This window comes from Phenylobacterium sp., from assembly GCF_016124325.1.
In the GTDB taxonomy this organism is placed as follows: domain Bacteria; phylum Pseudomonadota; class Alphaproteobacteria; order Caulobacterales; family Caulobacteraceae; genus Phenylobacterium.
In genome coordinates, this window is record NZ_WGNY01000028.1 from 121,590 (window position 1) to 137,253 (window position 15,664).

The 15,664-nt window shown below is 68.6% G+C and carries 15 protein-coding genes; 4 read left to right on the top strand and 11 right to left on the bottom strand.

What is annotated here, in order from left to right; translation table 11 throughout:
* Positions 1-77 precede the first annotated feature (77 nt).
* Positions 78-773 (bottom strand): response regulator transcription factor CtrA, encoded by a 696-nt coding sequence (gene ctrA / locus GC203_RS16220; protein WP_293456611.1) that lies wholly within the window; start codon positions 771-773, stop codon positions 78-80.
* Positions 774-1,059: 286 nt separating this feature from the next.
* On the opposite strand from ctrA, the gene GC203_RS16225 reads away from it, so the two are divergent.
* The 3 genes from GC203_RS16225 to GC203_RS16235 all read left to right on the top strand — a co-directional run bounded on the left by GC203_RS16225 (position 1,060) and on the right by GC203_RS16235 (position 3,253).
* Positions 1,060-1,443: a hypothetical protein gene (locus GC203_RS16225; RefSeq protein WP_293456613.1), complete on the top strand. Its 384-nt coding sequence runs from the start codon at positions 1,060-1,062 to the stop codon at positions 1,441-1,443.
* Between the two features lie 65 nt (positions 1,444-1,508).
* Positions 1,509-2,846, top strand: a complete 1,338-nt coding sequence (gene fliI, locus GC203_RS16230) for a flagellar protein export ATPase FliI (protein ID WP_293456615.1) — start codon at positions 1,509-1,511, stop codon at positions 2,844-2,846.
* On the top strand, positions 2,843-3,253 hold the full coding sequence (locus GC203_RS16235; protein ID WP_293456617.1) for a flagellar export protein FliJ: 411 nt from the start codon (positions 2,843-2,845) through the stop codon (positions 3,251-3,253). The genes fliI and GC203_RS16235 overlap by 4 nt, the downstream gene beginning before the upstream one ends.
* Before the next feature lie 109 nt (positions 3,254-3,362).
* Here GC203_RS16235 and GC203_RS16240 read toward each other — a convergent pair whose 3' ends face one another.
* A complete protein-coding gene (locus tag GC203_RS16240) occupies positions 3,363-4,205 on the bottom strand; it encodes a LysR family transcriptional regulator (RefSeq protein WP_293456619.1) in 843 nt (280 codons plus the stop codon).
* 87 nt (positions 4,206-4,292) lie between these two features.
* On the opposite strand from GC203_RS16240, the gene GC203_RS16245 reads away from it, so the two are divergent.
* On the top strand, positions 4,293-5,228 hold the full coding sequence (locus tag GC203_RS16245; RefSeq protein WP_293456621.1) for an MBL fold metallo-hydrolase: 936 nt from the start codon (positions 4,293-4,295) through the stop codon (positions 5,226-5,228).
* Between the two features lie 6 nt (positions 5,229-5,234).
* Here GC203_RS16245 and GC203_RS16250 read toward each other — a convergent pair whose 3' ends face one another.
* The 9 genes from GC203_RS16250 to GC203_RS16290 all read right to left on the bottom strand — a co-directional run bounded on the left by GC203_RS16250 (position 5,235) and on the right by GC203_RS16290 (position 15,639).
* Positions 5,235-5,600 carry a DUF4282 domain-containing protein gene (locus GC203_RS16250; RefSeq protein WP_293456624.1) on the bottom strand — a complete coding sequence of 122 codons (366 nt, stop codon included), beginning with the start codon at positions 5,598-5,600 and terminating at the stop codon, positions 5,235-5,237.
* Between the two features lie 234 nt (positions 5,601-5,834).
* Positions 5,835-6,197 (bottom strand): ClpX C4-type zinc finger protein, encoded by a 363-nt coding sequence (locus GC203_RS16255; RefSeq protein ID WP_293456625.1) that lies wholly within the window; start codon positions 6,195-6,197, stop codon positions 5,835-5,837.
* A 76-nt stretch (positions 6,198-6,273) separates the two neighbouring features.
* The gene (flhA, locus tag GC203_RS16260) at positions 6,274-8,367 is read right to left on the bottom strand and encodes a flagellar biosynthesis protein FlhA (RefSeq protein ID WP_293456626.1); all 2,094 of its coding nucleotides are present in this window, start codon (positions 8,365-8,367) and stop codon (positions 6,274-6,276) included.
* Positions 8,368-8,372: 5 nt separating this feature from the next.
* Positions 8,373-9,740 (bottom strand): sigma-54 dependent transcriptional regulator, encoded by a 1,368-nt coding sequence (locus GC203_RS16265; RefSeq protein ID WP_293456627.1) that lies wholly within the window; start codon positions 9,738-9,740, stop codon positions 8,373-8,375.
* 27 nt (positions 9,741-9,767) lie between these two features.
* Positions 9,768-10,100 (bottom strand): flagellar motor switch protein FliN, encoded by a 333-nt coding sequence (fliN, locus tag GC203_RS16270; RefSeq protein WP_293456628.1) that lies wholly within the window; start codon positions 10,098-10,100, stop codon positions 9,768-9,770.
* Positions 10,101-10,104: 4 nt separating this feature from the next.
* Positions 10,105-10,749: a flagellar assembly protein FliH gene (locus GC203_RS16275; RefSeq protein ID WP_293456630.1), complete on the bottom strand. Its 645-nt coding sequence runs from the start codon at positions 10,747-10,749 to the stop codon at positions 10,105-10,107.
* Positions 10,749-11,780, bottom strand: a complete 1,032-nt coding sequence (gene fliG / locus GC203_RS16280) for a flagellar motor switch protein FliG (RefSeq protein ID WP_293456633.1) — start codon at positions 11,778-11,780, stop codon at positions 10,749-10,751. The genes GC203_RS16275 and fliG overlap by 1 nt, the downstream gene beginning before the upstream one ends.
* On the bottom strand, positions 11,780-13,423 hold the full coding sequence (gene fliF, locus GC203_RS16285; RefSeq protein ID WP_293456636.1) for a flagellar basal-body MS-ring/collar protein FliF: 1,644 nt from the start codon (positions 13,421-13,423) through the stop codon (positions 11,780-11,782). Before fliF ends, fliG begins: the two co-directional genes overlap by 1 nt.
* 110 nt (positions 13,424-13,533) lie before the next feature.
* Positions 13,534-15,639, bottom strand: coding sequence for a serine hydrolase domain-containing protein (locus GC203_RS16290; protein ID WP_293456637.1), 2,106 nt, complete (start codon positions 15,637-15,639; stop codon positions 13,534-13,536).
* Positions 15,640-15,664 lie beyond the last annotated feature (25 nt).

The window sequence follows — 15,664 nt, forward strand, 5'->3', positions numbered from 1 at the left end:
CGGCAGGCTAGACCGGCTCGGCGAAAACGAAAACGCCCGCCGGAGGGCGGGCGTCTCGCTTGGACTGTCGATCAGGATCAGGCCGCGACGGCGCTTTCCTGCGGGTCGCGCAGCACATAGCCGCGGCCCCAGACCGTCTCGATGTGGTGCTTGCCGTCGGCGGCGGCCGCCAGCTTCTTGCGCAGCTTGCAGATGAAGACGTCGATGATCTTCAGCTCGGGCTCGTCCATGCCGCCGTAGAGGTGGTTCAGGAACATTTCCTTGGTGAGCGTCGTGCCCTTGCGGAGCGAGAGGAGCTCCAGCATCTGGTATTCCTTGCCGGTCAGGTGCACGCGGATGCCGTTCACCTCGACCGTCTTGGCGTCCAGGTTCACCACGATATCGCCGGTCTTGATGACCGACTGGGCGTGACCCTTGGAGCGGCGGACGACGGCGTGGATGCGGGCGACCAGTTCGTCCTTGTGGAACGGCTTGGTCATGTAGTCGTCGGCGCCGCCGGAGAAGGTCTTCACCTTCGTCTCGATCTCGGCGGTGCCCGAGAGGATCATGATCGGCGTGTTGATCTTGCCGACGCGCAGCGTCCGCAGGACATCCATGCCGCTCATGTCAGGCAGATTAAGGTCGAGAAGGATAAGATCGTAGTCGTAGATCTTCCCCAGATCGACGCCTTCTTCTCCAAGATCCGTCGTATAGACGTTGAATCCTTCGGACTTGAGCATCAATTCGATGCTCTGCGCGGTCGCGCTATCGTCCTCGATCAACAATACGCGCATTGCCCTCTCCTGCCCGCGTCCCGCTCTGCACCGCGAATTCCGCCGAACCCGCATGGTGGCTCGCTGTTAACCTGCCCTACCGTTCTTTAAGACCGGTTAATGCTGCTGGCCCCTCCGTCCGAATCGTTAATCTGATTTCGGAATCCGACTCAAGCTGAGCTGAGTGGGCGGCGAGTCGGATCGGCGATGAATCTTTCGTGATTGGACAGCCGCGGCGAAGCGAGCCGGGGGGAACGCATTGTCCCGTCGGGGGTTTTCATGGGTAGGCCAAGTCGGAGGACGACCCATGACAGATGACACCAAAGTTCTTGCCGATCACCGCCTTCCCTGGCGGCGCGATCCCCTGAAGCGCCAGCGCGCGCAGGCGGCGCGGCGCGGCGGCGCGGGCATGTTCCTCGGGGCGATCGCCCTCGGGGTGGCCGGCTTCTTCGCCTGGCGCAATCGCGAACAGATCGCGCGCAAGGCCGGTCCGATGATCGATGGCGCGAAGTCCAAGAGCCTGGACGTCCTCGACAAGGCTGCGGCGAAGAGCCACGACCTGATGGACGACGCCGCGCTCAAGGGCCATCGCCTGGTCGACGACGCGCGGACGCGCGGGCAGGCGCTCGCCGCCAAGGCGCGCGTGCGGCGACCGGCCGCGCCGGAGTCGAACTCGCTGGAAGTTCACTGACCCTCTTCTTCATCACCCCTTAAGACCGCCCGGCCAGAGTGCCGAGCATAGCTCAAGGGGTGTGCGTGAAGAGCCTCGTGGCCGCGATCGAACGGCTCGATCCACTGACTGTTTCTGGCCGCGTCGCCGCGGTGAACGGCCTCCTGATCGAGGCGCGCGGCGGGTTGTCGCGGCTGGCCGTCGGCGCCAGGGCCGAGATCGATCGCTTCTCCGCCAAGCCGGTCGCCGCCGAGGTGGTGGGCTTCCGTGAGAACCGCGCGCTGCTGATGCCCTTCGGCCCGGTCGAGGGCGTGGCGCCAGGCGCCGAGATCCGCATCCAGCCGCTGGGTTCGGCCGTCCGGCCGACCAAGGCGTGGCTCGGCCGCATCGTGGACGCCTTTGGCGAGCCCATCGACGGCAAGGGGCCGCTGCCGCAGGGCGTCGCGGCCTACCCGCTCCGCGCTTCACCGCCCTCGGCGCATGCGCGGGCCCGCGTCGGCGAGCGCCTGGACCTGGGCGTCCGGGCCATGAACGTCTTCACCACCTGCTGCCGCGGCCAGCGCCTGGGCGTGTTCGCCGGCTCCGGGGTCGGCAAGTCGGTGCTGCTCTCCATGCTGGCCAAGAACGCCGACTGCGACGCCGTCGTCGTGGGCCTGATCGGCGAGCGGGGCCGCGAGGTCCGCGAGTTCATCGAAGAGACGCTGGGCGAGGAGGGCCTGAGCCGCGCCATCGTCGTGGTCGCGACCTCGGACGAGCCGGCGCTCAAGCGCCGCCAGGCGGCCTACATGACCATGGCCATCGCCGAATATCTCCGCGACCAGGACATGGAAGTCCTGTGCCTCATGGACTCGGTCACCCGCTTCGCCATGGCCCAGCGCGAGATCGGCCTGGCCGCGGGCGAGCCGCCGACCACCAAGGGCTATACGCCCACCGTCTTCACGGAGCTGCCCAAACTGCTGGAGCGCGCCGGGCCCGGCCCGATCCGTCCCGACGGCACCAAGGCGGGGCCGATCACCGGCCTCTTCACCGTGCTGGTGGACGGCGACGACCACAACGAGCCGATCGCCGACGCCGTCCGCGGCATCCTCGACGGCCACATCGTCATGGAGCGGGCCATCGCCGAGCGTGGCCGCTTCCCGGCGATCAATGTGTTGAAGTCGATCAGCCGGACCATGCCGGGCTGCCAGTCGCCTGAGGAGCGCGAGGTCGTGCGCGAAGCGCGCGAGTCGCTGTCAGCCTACGCCAATATGGAAGAACTCATCCGGATCGGCGCTTACCGCGCCGGCGCCGACCCCCTGATCGACCGCGCCATCGAACTCAATCCCGCCGTTGAACGGTTCCTCGCACAGAACCCGAACGACGCCACCAGCCTGGAAGACAGCTTCGCAGGCCTCGCTGACATCCTGAACGGAGCCGCCGCGTGAGTTGGGCCGATTCCCTCATCAAGCTGTCCACCTACGAGGCCGAGGTGTTGCAGAAGCGCCTGGCCGAGATCGTCGATCGCCGGGTCGCCGCCGAGGTGCGGCTGGCGATGCTGGAGGCGGAGGGCGAGGCCGAGGCGGCGTTCTCCGCCCAGGACGCCGCCGCCGGAATCTATCGTGCGGGCTTCTTCGAGGGGCTCAAGATCCGCAAGGCCAAGGTCCAGTCCGAGATCGACGTGATCCTGGTCGAGGAGCAGGGCGCCCGCGACGCGCTGGGCGAGGCCTTCGAGACCCAGAAGAAGTACGAGCACATCGCCGAGAACCTGCGGGTCCAGGCGCGCAAACAGGCCGGACGCATCGAAGCCGCCGCGCTCGACGAACTGGGCCTGCGAAAGAAGGCCGTCGGCTAGAGTGCGTTAGGCGAAAGTGTGAGCGGTTTCGCCGCTCGAACGCGCTCCATACTTCTGAATCTCGAGCACGATTCAGCGGTCAGGTGACTCCACCTGACCCCATCGTGTTCTAGGCGGCGCGCCGCCGCGGCCGATCGGCCGGGCGATCCCTCAATCCGTCCAGGATCCGCGTCACGCCGGGCGACGTCGCTTGCGCGCGGCGGTAGGCGACGCCCACCTCGCGGCGGAGGCCGAGGTCGGCGAGGGCGCGCAACTCGACCCTCGCGCCCGTCGGCGCCACGCCCTCCGGGATGACGGTGGCGCCGAGACCGGCCTCGACCAGCGCGATCGCCCATTCCTCGGTCGTGGCTACGGCGGCGATGTCGGGCCGGAAGCCGAGGTCGGCCATCGCGGAAGCATTCTCGCAGTTGCAGCGAGCGATGAGGCGGACACCGCCCAGGTCGCCCAGGCTCAGCGCGGTCTTGAACGTCAGCGGATGGCGTGCCGGCAGCGCCACGACGTAGCCTTCCGACCATAGCGGCGCGAACGCTTCGTCCTCGGCGACCATGGGGCGCGCTACGATCCGCGCGTCGCAGGGTTCCTCGGCCTCCACCAGCGAGAGCTGGATATCGCCGCTCTCCGTGAGCGGCCTGAGGATCGAAAGGGTGCGGGCGATGTCGAGGCTGCGCATCAGGCCCAGTGTCACGCGGCTTGCCGGCTCGGGCTCGAACATCGCCTTCAGCGACATGGCGTCGTCCACCAGCCGCCGCGCGCGGTGGTACAGGCGGTCGGCGGCCGGCGTCGCCGTCACGCCCTTGCGGTGGCGCACGAACAGCGTCGCCTCCAACTCTCGCTCCAGCGTGGCCAGGGCCGCTGATATGGACGGTTGGGAGATGAAGCAGCGTCGCGCGGCGGCCGTCACGCTGCCCGTCTCGTAGACGGCGAGGAAATAGCGGAGCTCTCGAAGTTCCATAGTCAGTGCCTATAGGTAGTCCCAGAAGTCCATATTTTACGTATGATACGCCGTGCGCAAGGCTGAAGGCTGTTCCGGAGGAGCCTCATGCCCAGACCCCTGATCACCCTCGCCCTGGCCGCTGCGATCGGCGCCATCTCGCTGGCCGCCTGCGGCGCACCCCGCGCGTCGGCCCAGATGGCCCCGCCCGCGGCCCCGCCGCCGGCTCGTCCGCCCGCCGCCATGACCATCGCCGCCATCCCGTCGGGGGCGACGCAATCGAGCGCGGCCATGGCCTTCGAGGGCGGCAAGAGCAGCGACAAGCGGACCTTCGTGGCCGGCGCCATCCTGGTGGACCATCCGCGGGGCCGCCTGCTCTTCGACGCGGGATACGGCCGCGACCTGGCGCAGCACTTCAAGACTGCGCCGAAGCTGATGCAGCTGACGATCAAGCCGGTGCTCGATGCGACGGTCGCCGACCAGCTCGCGGCCGCGGGCGTGCCGCTCGCCAGCCTGAAGGCTGTGGTGCTGACCCATGCGCACTGGGACCACGTCAGCGGCCTGGCTGATCTGCCTGGCGTGCCGGTGTGGGTCGACCGCGACGAACTGGCCTTCATCAACAGCGGCGATCCGGCCGCCGAGCTGGCGCGAAAGCTGGGGCTCGCCGACTACCGAACCTACGATTTCACCGACGGCCCGTACCTGGGCTTTCCCCGCAGCCGGGACGTTTTCGGCGATGGCTCCGTCGTCCTGGTCCCGGCGCCTGGGCATACGCCCGGATCGATCGTGGCGTTCGTGAACACTCCCGACGGCCGCCACTACGCCCTGATCGGCGACACCGCCTGGCAGGCGGAGGGCGTCGAGCTTCCGGCGCAGAAGCCGATGCTCACCCGGTTCGTCGACCACGATCCGAAGTCGACCTGGATCATGCTGCAGCGCCTGCACGCCGCGAAGGCGACCGTGCCCGACCTCATCGTCGTGCCCGCACACGACGCGCGGGTCTGGGCCAACCTGCCGCAGCTCCGGCCGCGGCGGGCCGAATAGGGGAGTCTAGCCGGCCTTGCCCTGGCGGGCGCGTTCGGCCTCCACGTCCTCGCGCAGGGCCGACAGGTCTTCCGAGATCTTGAAGATCGTGACGTAGAACTCGCAGAACGCGCGCCAGAGCAGGGCGGCGACGCCCACGCCCAGGACGCCGGCGCCCAGCACGCCCAGCGCCAGCAGGATTCCCCAGCCGCCTTCGCGGATCGCCACGCCCACCGAGGCGCCCAGCACGCCGAAGGCCATCACGCCGATGATGCCCAGGCCGGCCCAGTAGACCAGGTGGACCACCGTCCCGGTCACGAGCCGCTCGAAGGTCAGCAGGTCCCAAAGGAAAATCCGCCGGGATTCCTGAGCGCGCTGTGCTGGTCGCCGCATCCGATATCCGAGACTCACGACGGGCGGATCGCCCCTCCAAGGACCGAACCGCTACCAGCCGGGCGCGCGCGCTGCAACGGCGCAGGGTGTCTCGCGACGTCAGCAGCTTGTTGGCTGGCCTGACGAATGCGAGCCGCTGCGTAGACGGTCGCTCAAGGCTCGCCGGAAGGAAGGCCAACAGGCCATCCATCGCGAATGCGTCGCCCTAATGAGCGTAGACTGGACACTTAGAAGCTATCCGAACCGCTTCCAGGCCGCTTGTCGAGACACGCCCAGCGCTTCGCCGATCACTGACCAGCTCACATTGCGCTCGCGCAGAATGTCGGCGAGGTCCTGCATGGCGGCGTCTACTCGCTCAACGGCGGTATTGTATCCTCTGAGCACGGCAAGAAGCTGCTCGATCGGCATCTTGTCCGGGACCATGATTGAGGCCGGCTCCAGCTGATCCGGATAGGCGGCCATGACGTCCTCGCAGAGCTTGACGCACTCGTTGCAGATGAGGACTCCGGGCCCGGACACCATCTTGGCCACCTCCGTCTGCGGCTTCGCGCAGAACGAGCAACGGAACATGCGGGCAGGGGATTCGGGATCGGCCATGGCGCGGCTCCTGTCAACCTGATGTTGACAGTCAACCCCATGTTGACATCGATTGTCAACCCCATGTTGACGCGTTCTAGATCGTTCCGACCGTCTTCAGGCGGGCGCGGGGATGGATCTCGTTCTGGCTCATCACCGGCGTCTGGCCGCGGAAACGTTCGATGATCGAGCGCACGTAGGGCCGGATCGCGGGGCTGGTGAGCAGGACCGGGGAATCGCCAGCCAGGGCCGCCCGTTCGAAGGTTTCGCGCACCGCGCGGATGAAGTCCTGGAGCCGTGACGGCGCGAGCGCCAGCTGCTTTTCCTCGCCCGATCCCACCAGGGCGTCGGCGAACGCGTTCTCCCATTCCGCCGAAAGCGTCACGATGGGCAGCGTGCCATCGTCGCCGCGGTAGGCGTAGCAAAGCTGGCGGGCCAGCCGCGCGCGGACCTGTTCCACCAGCAGCGTGATCGAGCCGGTGTGCGGCGCGGCCTCGCCGATGCCTTCCAGGATCGCGGGGAGATCGCGGACCGAGACGCGCTCGCGCAGCAGCGTCTGCAGCACCCGCTGGATGGTCGTGGCGGAAACCGTGTTGGGGATCAGGTCGTCGGCCAGCTTCTTCTGCTCGGCCGGCAGGTCCTTGAGCAGCTTCTGGACCTCGGCGTAGCTGAGGAGGTCCGGCATGTTGTCCTTGAGGATTTCGGTCAGGTGCGTCGTCAGCACCGTGGCCGGATCGACGATGGTGTAGCCGCGGAAGGTCGCCTCCTCGCGCAGGGAATCGTCGATCCAGGTGGCCGGCAGGCCGAACGCCGGCTCCTTCACATGCTCCCCGGGCAGCTCCACCTGGCCGCCGCGCGGGTCCATGGCCATGAGCTGGCCGATGCGCACCTCGCCCGCCCCGGCCTCCATCTCCTTGACGCGCAGGGCGTAGCCCATCGAGGGTAGGCGCATGTTGTCGAGGATGCGCACGCTGGGCATCACGAAGCCGAAGTCGCTGGCCAGAGTGCGGCGCAGCGCCTTGATCTGGTCGGTGAGCCGGCGGCCTTCCAGGTCGTTGATCAGCGGCAGCAGGCCATAGCCCAGTTCGATCTTGATCTCGTCGATGGCGAGGGTCTGGGAGATCGGCTCCTCTTCCTCGGCGACCGGGGCGTCCTCGACCTGGATCACTTCCGGCTCCGCCGCCTGCTGGGCCCGCCGCCAGGCCAGCGCGCCGGCCCCCAGCGACAGGGCCGCGAACGGGATGATCGGCATGCCCGGAATGATCGCCAGCACGCCGGCGGAGGCGGAGACCATGCCCAGGCTGATGGGGTTGGTGGCGAGCTGGGTCACCAGCGCCTTGTCGGCCGAACCTTCCACGCCAGCCTTCGACACCAGGAAGCCAGCCGCGATCGAGATGACCAGCGCCGGGATCTGGCTGACCAGGCCGTCGCCGATCGACATGATCGTGTAGGTCGAGAACGCCTGCTGCAGCGGCACGTGGTGCTGCAGCATGCCGATCAGGATGCCGCCGATGACGTTGATGGCCAGGATGACGAGGCCCGCCACCGCGTCGCCGCGGACGAACTTCGAAGCGCCGTCCATGGCCCCGAAGAAGGTGCTCTCCTGCTCCAGCTCCTTGCGGCGCTTCTTGGCCTCGTCCTGGTCGATCAGGCCGCTCGACAGGTCGGCGTCGATCGCCATCTGCTTGCCGGGCATCGAGTCGAGGGTGAAACGCGCCGCCACCTCGGCGATGCGGCCCGACCCCTTGGTGATCACGACGAAGTTCACCACCACCAGGATGGCGAAGACGATCACGCCGATGACGAAGTTGCCGCCCATCATCAGCTTGCCGAACGTCTCGATGACGTGGCCGGCGCCGTGGGCGCCTTCGTGGCCGTGGCTGAGGATCAGGCGGGTCGTGGCGATGTTGAGCGCCAGCCGGAAGAGCGTCGCCACCAGCAGGACGGTGGGAAAGGCCGTGAAGTCCAGCGGCCGCTTGATGAACAGCGACGTCATCAGGATCAGGACCGCCGACAGGATCGAGATCGAGAGCAGCCCGTCCAGCATGAACGCCGGCACGGGCAGGATCAGCATCACGACGATGCCGACCACGCCGAGCGCCAGCGCTACTTCGCCACGCCCGACCCAGCCCCAGACGTCCTTCGCGGACGGGGCGGCGGAGAGCCGTGTTGAGACGCCGGTGTTGGCCATCTAGGTCAGGCCGCGCTCGCGCCCATCTGCGGGGCGGGAACCGGGACGCCGGCCTCGCCGTATTCCTTCAGCTTGTTGCGCAGCGTCCGGATCGAGATGCCGAGGATGTTGGCCGCGTGGGTGCGGTTGCCGAAGCAGTGCTCCAACGTGTCCAGGATCAGCTGCTGTTCCATCTCGGCGACCGTCTGGCCGACGAAGGAGCGGCTGGCGGTCTCGGCGGCGGCGGCGGCGGCCTGGGCCGTGCGCGTGTGCGCGTCGGCCGGGGCCAGCGGCTGGCCGTCGGGCAGGCGGATGGCGTGCTCGTCGATCTCGGGGCCGACCGCCAGGAGCACGGCGCGGTGCATGGCGTTTTCCAGCTCGCGAACGTTGCCCGGCCAACGGTGGGCGGCCAGTCGGCGCTTGGCCTCGGCCGAAAGCGGCTTCTCCGGCATGCCGTTGGCCGCAGCGTATTTCTTCACGAAGAACTCGGCCATGGCCACCACGTCGCCAGGACGCTCGCGCAGCGGCGGCAGGCGCAGGTTCACGACGTTCAGGCGATAGAGCAGGTCCTCGCGGAACACGCCGTCCTTCACGGCCTGGGCCAGGTCGCGATTGGACGTGGCGAGAATGCGGATGTCGACCTTCACGGGCTTGGTCCCGCCGACACGGTCGATCTCGCGCTCCTGGATGGCGCGCAGCAGCTTGGCCTGCAGGCGCGCGTCCATCTCGGAGATCTCGTCGAGCAGCAGCGTGCCGCCATTGGCCTCCTCGAACTTGCCGATGCGGCGGGCGAGGGCGCCGGTGAAGGCGCCCTTCTCGTGGCCGAACAGCTCGCTCTCCAGGAGGTTCTCGGGGATGGCGGCGCAGTTGACCGAGATGAAGGGCTTGTTGGCGCGGCGCGACTTCTGGTGGACGTAGCGGGCGACGACCTCCTTGCCGACGCCGCTTTCCCCGGTGATCAGGATCGAGGCGTCGGAGGCCGCCACCTGGTCGGCCAGCTGGATGACCTGCTGCATCGACGGGTCGCGGACGACCATGGGGCGGTTGTCGTCGGAGACGGCGGCGAGGACGGCGGCGATCAGTTCGGCCTCGGGCGGCAGGGGGATGAACTCCTTGGCGCCCGCGCGGATGGCATCGGCCGCGCGCCTCGGATCGGCGGCGATGCCGCAGGCCACCACGGGGGCGTGGATCCGCTCGGTCTCGTTGGCGGCGATCAGGCCCGCGATGTCCAGGTCGTAGTCGACCATCAGCAGGTCGGCGCCCTGGCCGGCGCGCAGCGCATGGGTGGCCGCCTCGATGGTCTCGACGTGGCTCACCTTGGCGCCCGCGCTCATTGCCATCTTCACGGCGGTCGAGAGCTGTCCGCTCAGTTTTCCGACGACCAGAAGCCGCATGTCCTACTCCTCTACCTGTCCAGCGCCTCAGGCCTGGGCGTCGCCGTCCTTGATGATTTCCGTCATGGTCACGCCGAGCCGCTCGTCGACGATCACCACCTCGCCGCGCGCCACGAGCCGGTTGTTGACGTAGATGTCGATCGCCTCGCCGACCTTGCGGTCCAGCTCCAGCACCGAGCCCTGGGCCAGTTGCAGCAGCTGGGCGACCGACATGCTGGACCGGCCCAGCACGGCCGAGATGCTCACCGGGACGTCGAACACGGTCGCCAGGTCGGCGGCGTTCTTGTCCTCGGCGGTGGTGTCGGGCAGCGCCCCGTCTTCGGGCGAGAACTCGTCGAGTTTCATGTCGTCGTCGGCCATGGTTCTAGCTTTCTGAGCCGGGGATCAGGGGTTCGGCGTGGAGGCCTTCGGCGGCCAGCGCCGCCTGCAGGGTCTGGGCGACGCGCTCGGCGGCGGCGGCCGGGTCGAAGGTCGCCTGGCCGTCGCCGAAGTCGAGCGTGAAGGCGTGCGGACCGAGGGCGCCGTCGGCCTTGACGATCACCGCGCCCTCGAAGCCGAGGTGGCGCACGGCCTCCTCGATGAGGCCCTGCAACGCCTCGGCCAGGGTCGGCTCGGCCGTGACCACGAGGCGTGGCTGGGCGTCGATCTCGCGGGCCAGCGACTCCAGCGCCGCGCGCACGACGGCCTCCGGGAACTTGTCCAGCGCCGCATCGGCGATAGCGCGCGCGCAGGCGATCGACAGATCGGCCGAGCCCAGACGGTGCTCGTGGGCCACCTGCGCCAGGCGGGGCAGGGCCTGCCGGCAGGCGTCGGCGATCTGGGAGAGCGCGGCGGCCTGCTGGGCCGCGATGCTCGCCAGGGCCGTCCGCTCGCCCTCGGCGTAGGCCGCGGCGCGGATCTGCTCGACCTCGTCGGCCGGGAACAGGCGCTTGGGGCGGGGGGCGGCGTAGGCCACCTCGCCCGTGGCGTCGAACTCGGTGTCGAACGCGAATTTCTGAGCTTCCGACATCAGTAGATCAGCTCATCTTCGCTGCCCGAGCCGGCCAGCATGATCTCGCCCTTGTTGGCGAGGTCCTTGGCGACCTGGACGATGGCCATCTGGGCCTGGTCGACGTCGCGCAGGCGGACCGGGCCCATGGTCTCCATGTCTTCGCGCATGATCTTGGAGGCGCGCTCGGACATGTTGGAGAAGAACATCTCGCGCAGGGCGTCGGAGGCGCCCTTGAGGCCGAGGGCGAGCTGGTCCTTCTCGACCGTCCGCAGCAGGGTCTGAACGCCGCCGGGGTCGAGCTTGGAGAGGTCTTCGAACACGAACATCAGGGCGCGGATGCGCTCCGCCGCCTCGCGGTTGCGCTCCTCCAGGGCGGTGATGAAGCGCGTCTCGGTCTGGCGGTCGAAAGCGTTGAAGATGTCGGCCATCATCTCGTGGCTGTCGCGCTTCGAGGTGCGCGCCAGGTTCGACATGAATTCGTTGCGCAGGGTCTGCTCGATCTTGTCGAGAATCTCGCGCTGGACCGGCTCCATGCGCAGCATGCGCATCACGCACTCCAGGGCGAAATCCTCGGGCAGCGCCGCCAGCACGCGCGCGGCGTGTTCCGACTTCACCTTCGAGAGCACCACCGCGACCGTCTGCGGGTATTCGTTCTTCAGGTAGTTGGCGAGCACGGCCTCGTTCACGTTGCCGAGCTTGTCCCACATGGTCCGACCCGCGGGGCCGCGGATCTCCTCCATCAGGGCGTCGACCTTCTCGGCCGGCATGATCGAGGCCAGAAGCTTCTGGGTCTGCTCGAACGAGCCCATGATCGCCCCGGTGCCGGTGGCGCCCGAGACGAACTCCACCAGCAGGTCCTCGACGACCCCGGAGGAGACGTTGCCGAGGCTCGCCATGGCCTGGGAGATTTCCTTGATCTCCTCCTCGTCGAGCGACTGCCAAACGCCGGCGTGCTCTTCGCCCAGGGCGAGCAGGATCACCGCGCACTTCTCGGCCCCATTCAGCCGGGAGGGATCGACGATGTTCTTGTTTGAGTTCGCGCGGGCCATCAGGTCGTCTCATGCAGCCACGAGCGGAGGATCGCGACGGACTCGTCGGGGTGGGCCTCCACGAACTCGGCCACCTTCCTGACGGTGCTCTGGCGGACCTGGCCGTCGACGCGGGCGAGGTCGATGCGGGCCTCATCGCCGCCCGGTCCGGGCAGGGCCAGTTGGCTCGAGCCGTCCGACGAGACCTGCATCTGCTGGCCGTCCGGGGTCACCATGATGCGGGTCACCGCTGGCGGGGCGGCTCCGCCGCGCGCGCCCTTGCCGCCGCCGCCGGCGCCGGCGGCGCCCAGCAGCGGACGGGCGACGAAGAAGATCATCAGGATGCCGACCACCGCCAGCACGCCCAGTTCGGCGGCGCGCATGATGTCGTTCTTGTCGAAGCCCATCAGCGGGCTGGCGGCTTCCACGCCTTCGCCGCTGTCGACGGTGGGGAAGCGCACGTTGACGACACTGATCTGGTCGCCCCGGTCGGCGTTGTAGCCCACGGCCGTGCGGACCAGCTGCTCGATCTGCTGCATCTCGGCGGTCGAGCGCGGGGTATAGGAGCCGGGCTTGCCGTCCTTGCCTGCGGCGGCGGTCACGCCATCGACGGCCACGGCGACCGACAGGCGCTTCACCGTGCCCGGCTCCTGCACCTCGGTGCGGACGGTCTTGGAGATCTCGTAGTTGGTCGTCGATTCCTGGCGGCCGCTGGTGGAGGTGTTGGAATTCAGGTCGGGCGAGCCGGCGCTCGGGATGTTGGCGGCGACCGAAGCCTGGCCCGATCCCGTCGCGTCGTTCTCGCGGCTGTTCTCGTCGGTGGTGGACTCCGAGCGGATCACCTGGCCGTCGGGGTCGAACTTCTCCTCCTGGAGCGTCACACGCGACAGGTCGAGGTCGGCGGTCACGTTCACGCGCACCTTACCGGCGCCGACGATGCCCTCGACCAGTCCCTTCACCTGCTTGCCGATGCGCTGCTCCACCTCCGACTTGCGACTGTCGGCTTCGGCGGCCATGCCGGTGTCGCCGCCGGACAGGGTCTTGGCGTGCTGGTCGACGACCGTCACCCGGTCGGGCCGCATGTTCGGCACGGCGCCCGCCACGAGGTTCTGCATGGCGCGGACCTGTTCGGCCGTGGGTTCACGCCCGCCGACGCCGATGGACACCGAGGCCGAAGGCTGCTCGGCCTCTTCCTCGAACAGCTGGCGCTTGGGCAGGACGAGGTGAACCCGCGCCGAGGTGATGCCGTCCAAGGCGCGGATCGTGCGGGCCAGTTCGCCTTCGAGGGCGCGCTGCCGGTTGAGCTGCTGGACGAAGTCGGTCTGCCCCAGGGCGTTGGCCTCGTCGAAGATCTCGTAGCCGACCGACCCCGAGGTCGGCAGGCCCTTGCCGGACAGCATCAGCCGGGTCGAGGCGACGTCGTCTCGCGGCACGAGGATGGTCGAGCCGTCGCCCTTCACCTCGTACTTGATGCCGGCCTGGTCCAGCGCCTGGGTGATCGATCCGGCTTCCTTGAGATCCAGGTTGGAATAGAGCAGGGCCTTGGGTTGGCCCAGGTTCATGAAGATGGCGGCCGACACGGCGGCCAGACCCGCGGCGATCCCGAGGATCGCGGCCAGGCGGCCGATCCCGAACCTCTGCAAAGCAGCCAAAAGCGAGTTCAAGTCGGGACGCCCCTTCCAGACACACGAAAGGGCGTTTTCTTTGCCCGCCCTTCAGCTAGGCAGGATTTACCCAGTCCTTGGTTAAGGCCCCGTTTAGAGCTGGGCAGGAATTACCGGCTCCAAGGCTCCAGGGCGCCCGCCATGGCGAGCAGCACCGAGAAGCCCGCGTAGATCGCCACAGTGGCGGTGAAGAACACCTTACGCAGCACGGTCCATGAATCGACGCGCCGGCCGCCCTGCCACACCGCCGGCAGGGCCGCGATCGTCAGGAGCGTGAGAGCCGCCGCCACGAGCGCTGCGGCCGACGCGGTGACCAGCACGGGGCCCGGCCAGTCGTACATCAGAGCCTGGGCGTCCCCGGCCTTCGCAGCCCAGATCGAGAAGAGGCCGAGGACAGTCAGCCACAGGCCGGCCTGGATGTTCTGGACGAGGGCGGCGCGGGCCTGCGTCTGGTTCTGGCGCAGCTCCCTGCGGTTGCGGAGCGCCAGGCCGAAGAGTGTCGCCACAGCGGCGATGGCGACCAGGATCGTCAGCAAAATCATAAACATAGGGCGCTGCCACATCGCCGCGCGCTGAAATGTCTGCGAGTTGTCCGCCATCTGGAAGCTGACCGCGCGGCCGCCGCTGACGCGGAACGCCATGCGCGTGTCGCCGGTCGTCGAGACAAAGCGCCCGTCGCCGAACGCGCCGTCGGGAACCCAGGCCTTGAGCCCGCCCGCCCCCGCGGTGATCAGCCGTCCGTCCGGCGTGACCGAGACCTTCGCACCGCCGCTCAGCAATCCGGCGAAGCCCTCCAGGCCGCCGTAGGCGCGGCGGGTGGTGATGTACTGGCCCGCGAACATGCCGCCCTCGCGCGCCAGCTCGGGCGACCCCGGGCGCGGGAAGATCGTCGGGGGTGCGTAGAAATGTCTCACCAGCTCCGCCGGCAGGATGTCGGCCAGCCGATCGCCGGTTTCGCTGTTGGTGGTGACGAACACGCCGAGACCCAGGCTCGGGACCAGCGTCATGTTCGACTTGAAGGCGATGGTGTGGCCAAGGTGGCCGTAGCCCTCGAAGCCGCCGGGCAGGTCGAACATCATGAAGCCGTGCGCCCACCCGTTGATCCCTGGCGGCGTGCGCCGCAGCGGCGTCCGGAACGCCTTGGCGGCGCGGGGGCCGAACACTGTCGCGCCGTTCCATGAACCGTCGCCCAGCAGCATCAGCATGTAGCGCGACATGTCGCCGGCCGTGGACGAGGCCGCGCCGGCCGGGGCGACCTGGCCGATATACTCGTAGTCGTTCTTGGCGAAGCGCGCGCCGCGCCAGCCGTAGCCCTGGGCCACGTCGGGCCAGAGCGCCCGGGGCATGGCGGCGGGCAGTCCCCGCCGTTCCGGCCTGGGCTCTCGGAACGTGGTGTGGTCCATGCCCAGCGGCCGGGCGATGTCGTCCTCGACCCGGCGCTCGAAGGTCTTGCCGGAGACGAAGGCGACGGCCTCGCCCGCCAGCGCCGCGCCGTAGTTGGAATAGCTCGACAGCACGCCTGGCGCCCGCACCCGCCCTGGCCGTTCCTGGCGAAGGTAGAGAGCGAGCGGCCGCACCCGTCGCGGATTGTTCTCGAAGAGCTGGCCCAGTGCGCGATCCTCGAAGCCGGCGGAGTGGTCCATGAGGTTGGAAACCATCAGGTCGCTCGACTTGCCGGGCAGGCGGACCTTCTCGGGGAGATAGAGGTTGATGGGCCGGTCGAGCCGGATGCGCCCGGCCTCGACGTCCTTCATCAGCAGGATCCAGGTGAACGTCTTGGAGATGGAGCCGATGCGGAAGAGCGTCCGGTCCGGATCGACGGGACGCCGCGGGGCGAGGTCGGCGAAGCCATAGCCCTTGTCCAGGATCACCTGGCCGTTCTGCACGACCGAGATGGCGGCTCCGGCGATGTGCTCGCGAGCCATGGCGTCGGAAATCCAGCCGTCGAGGAAGGCTTGCAGCTCCGCGGGATCCAGCGCCTGCCCCGGTTCGAGGCGCACCCCTGCGGACGGGCGGGACGGCGCCGCCGCCGCCGCCGCCTCGGCCGGCGGCGCTGTCCGGGCGGGCGCGATCCGCGGCGCGGGCTTCGGTGCGACCTGGCTGTAGGGGATCGGCGTCTCGGGCAGCCTGGCGGCTGGAGCCTCCTGGGCCGATGCGGCGGGCGTGGCCAGCAATAGGATGAGCGCCGTCGCGATCGCCTTTCCGAGGCTTCCCATCGTCGATCGTCCACTCCCTGCTGAA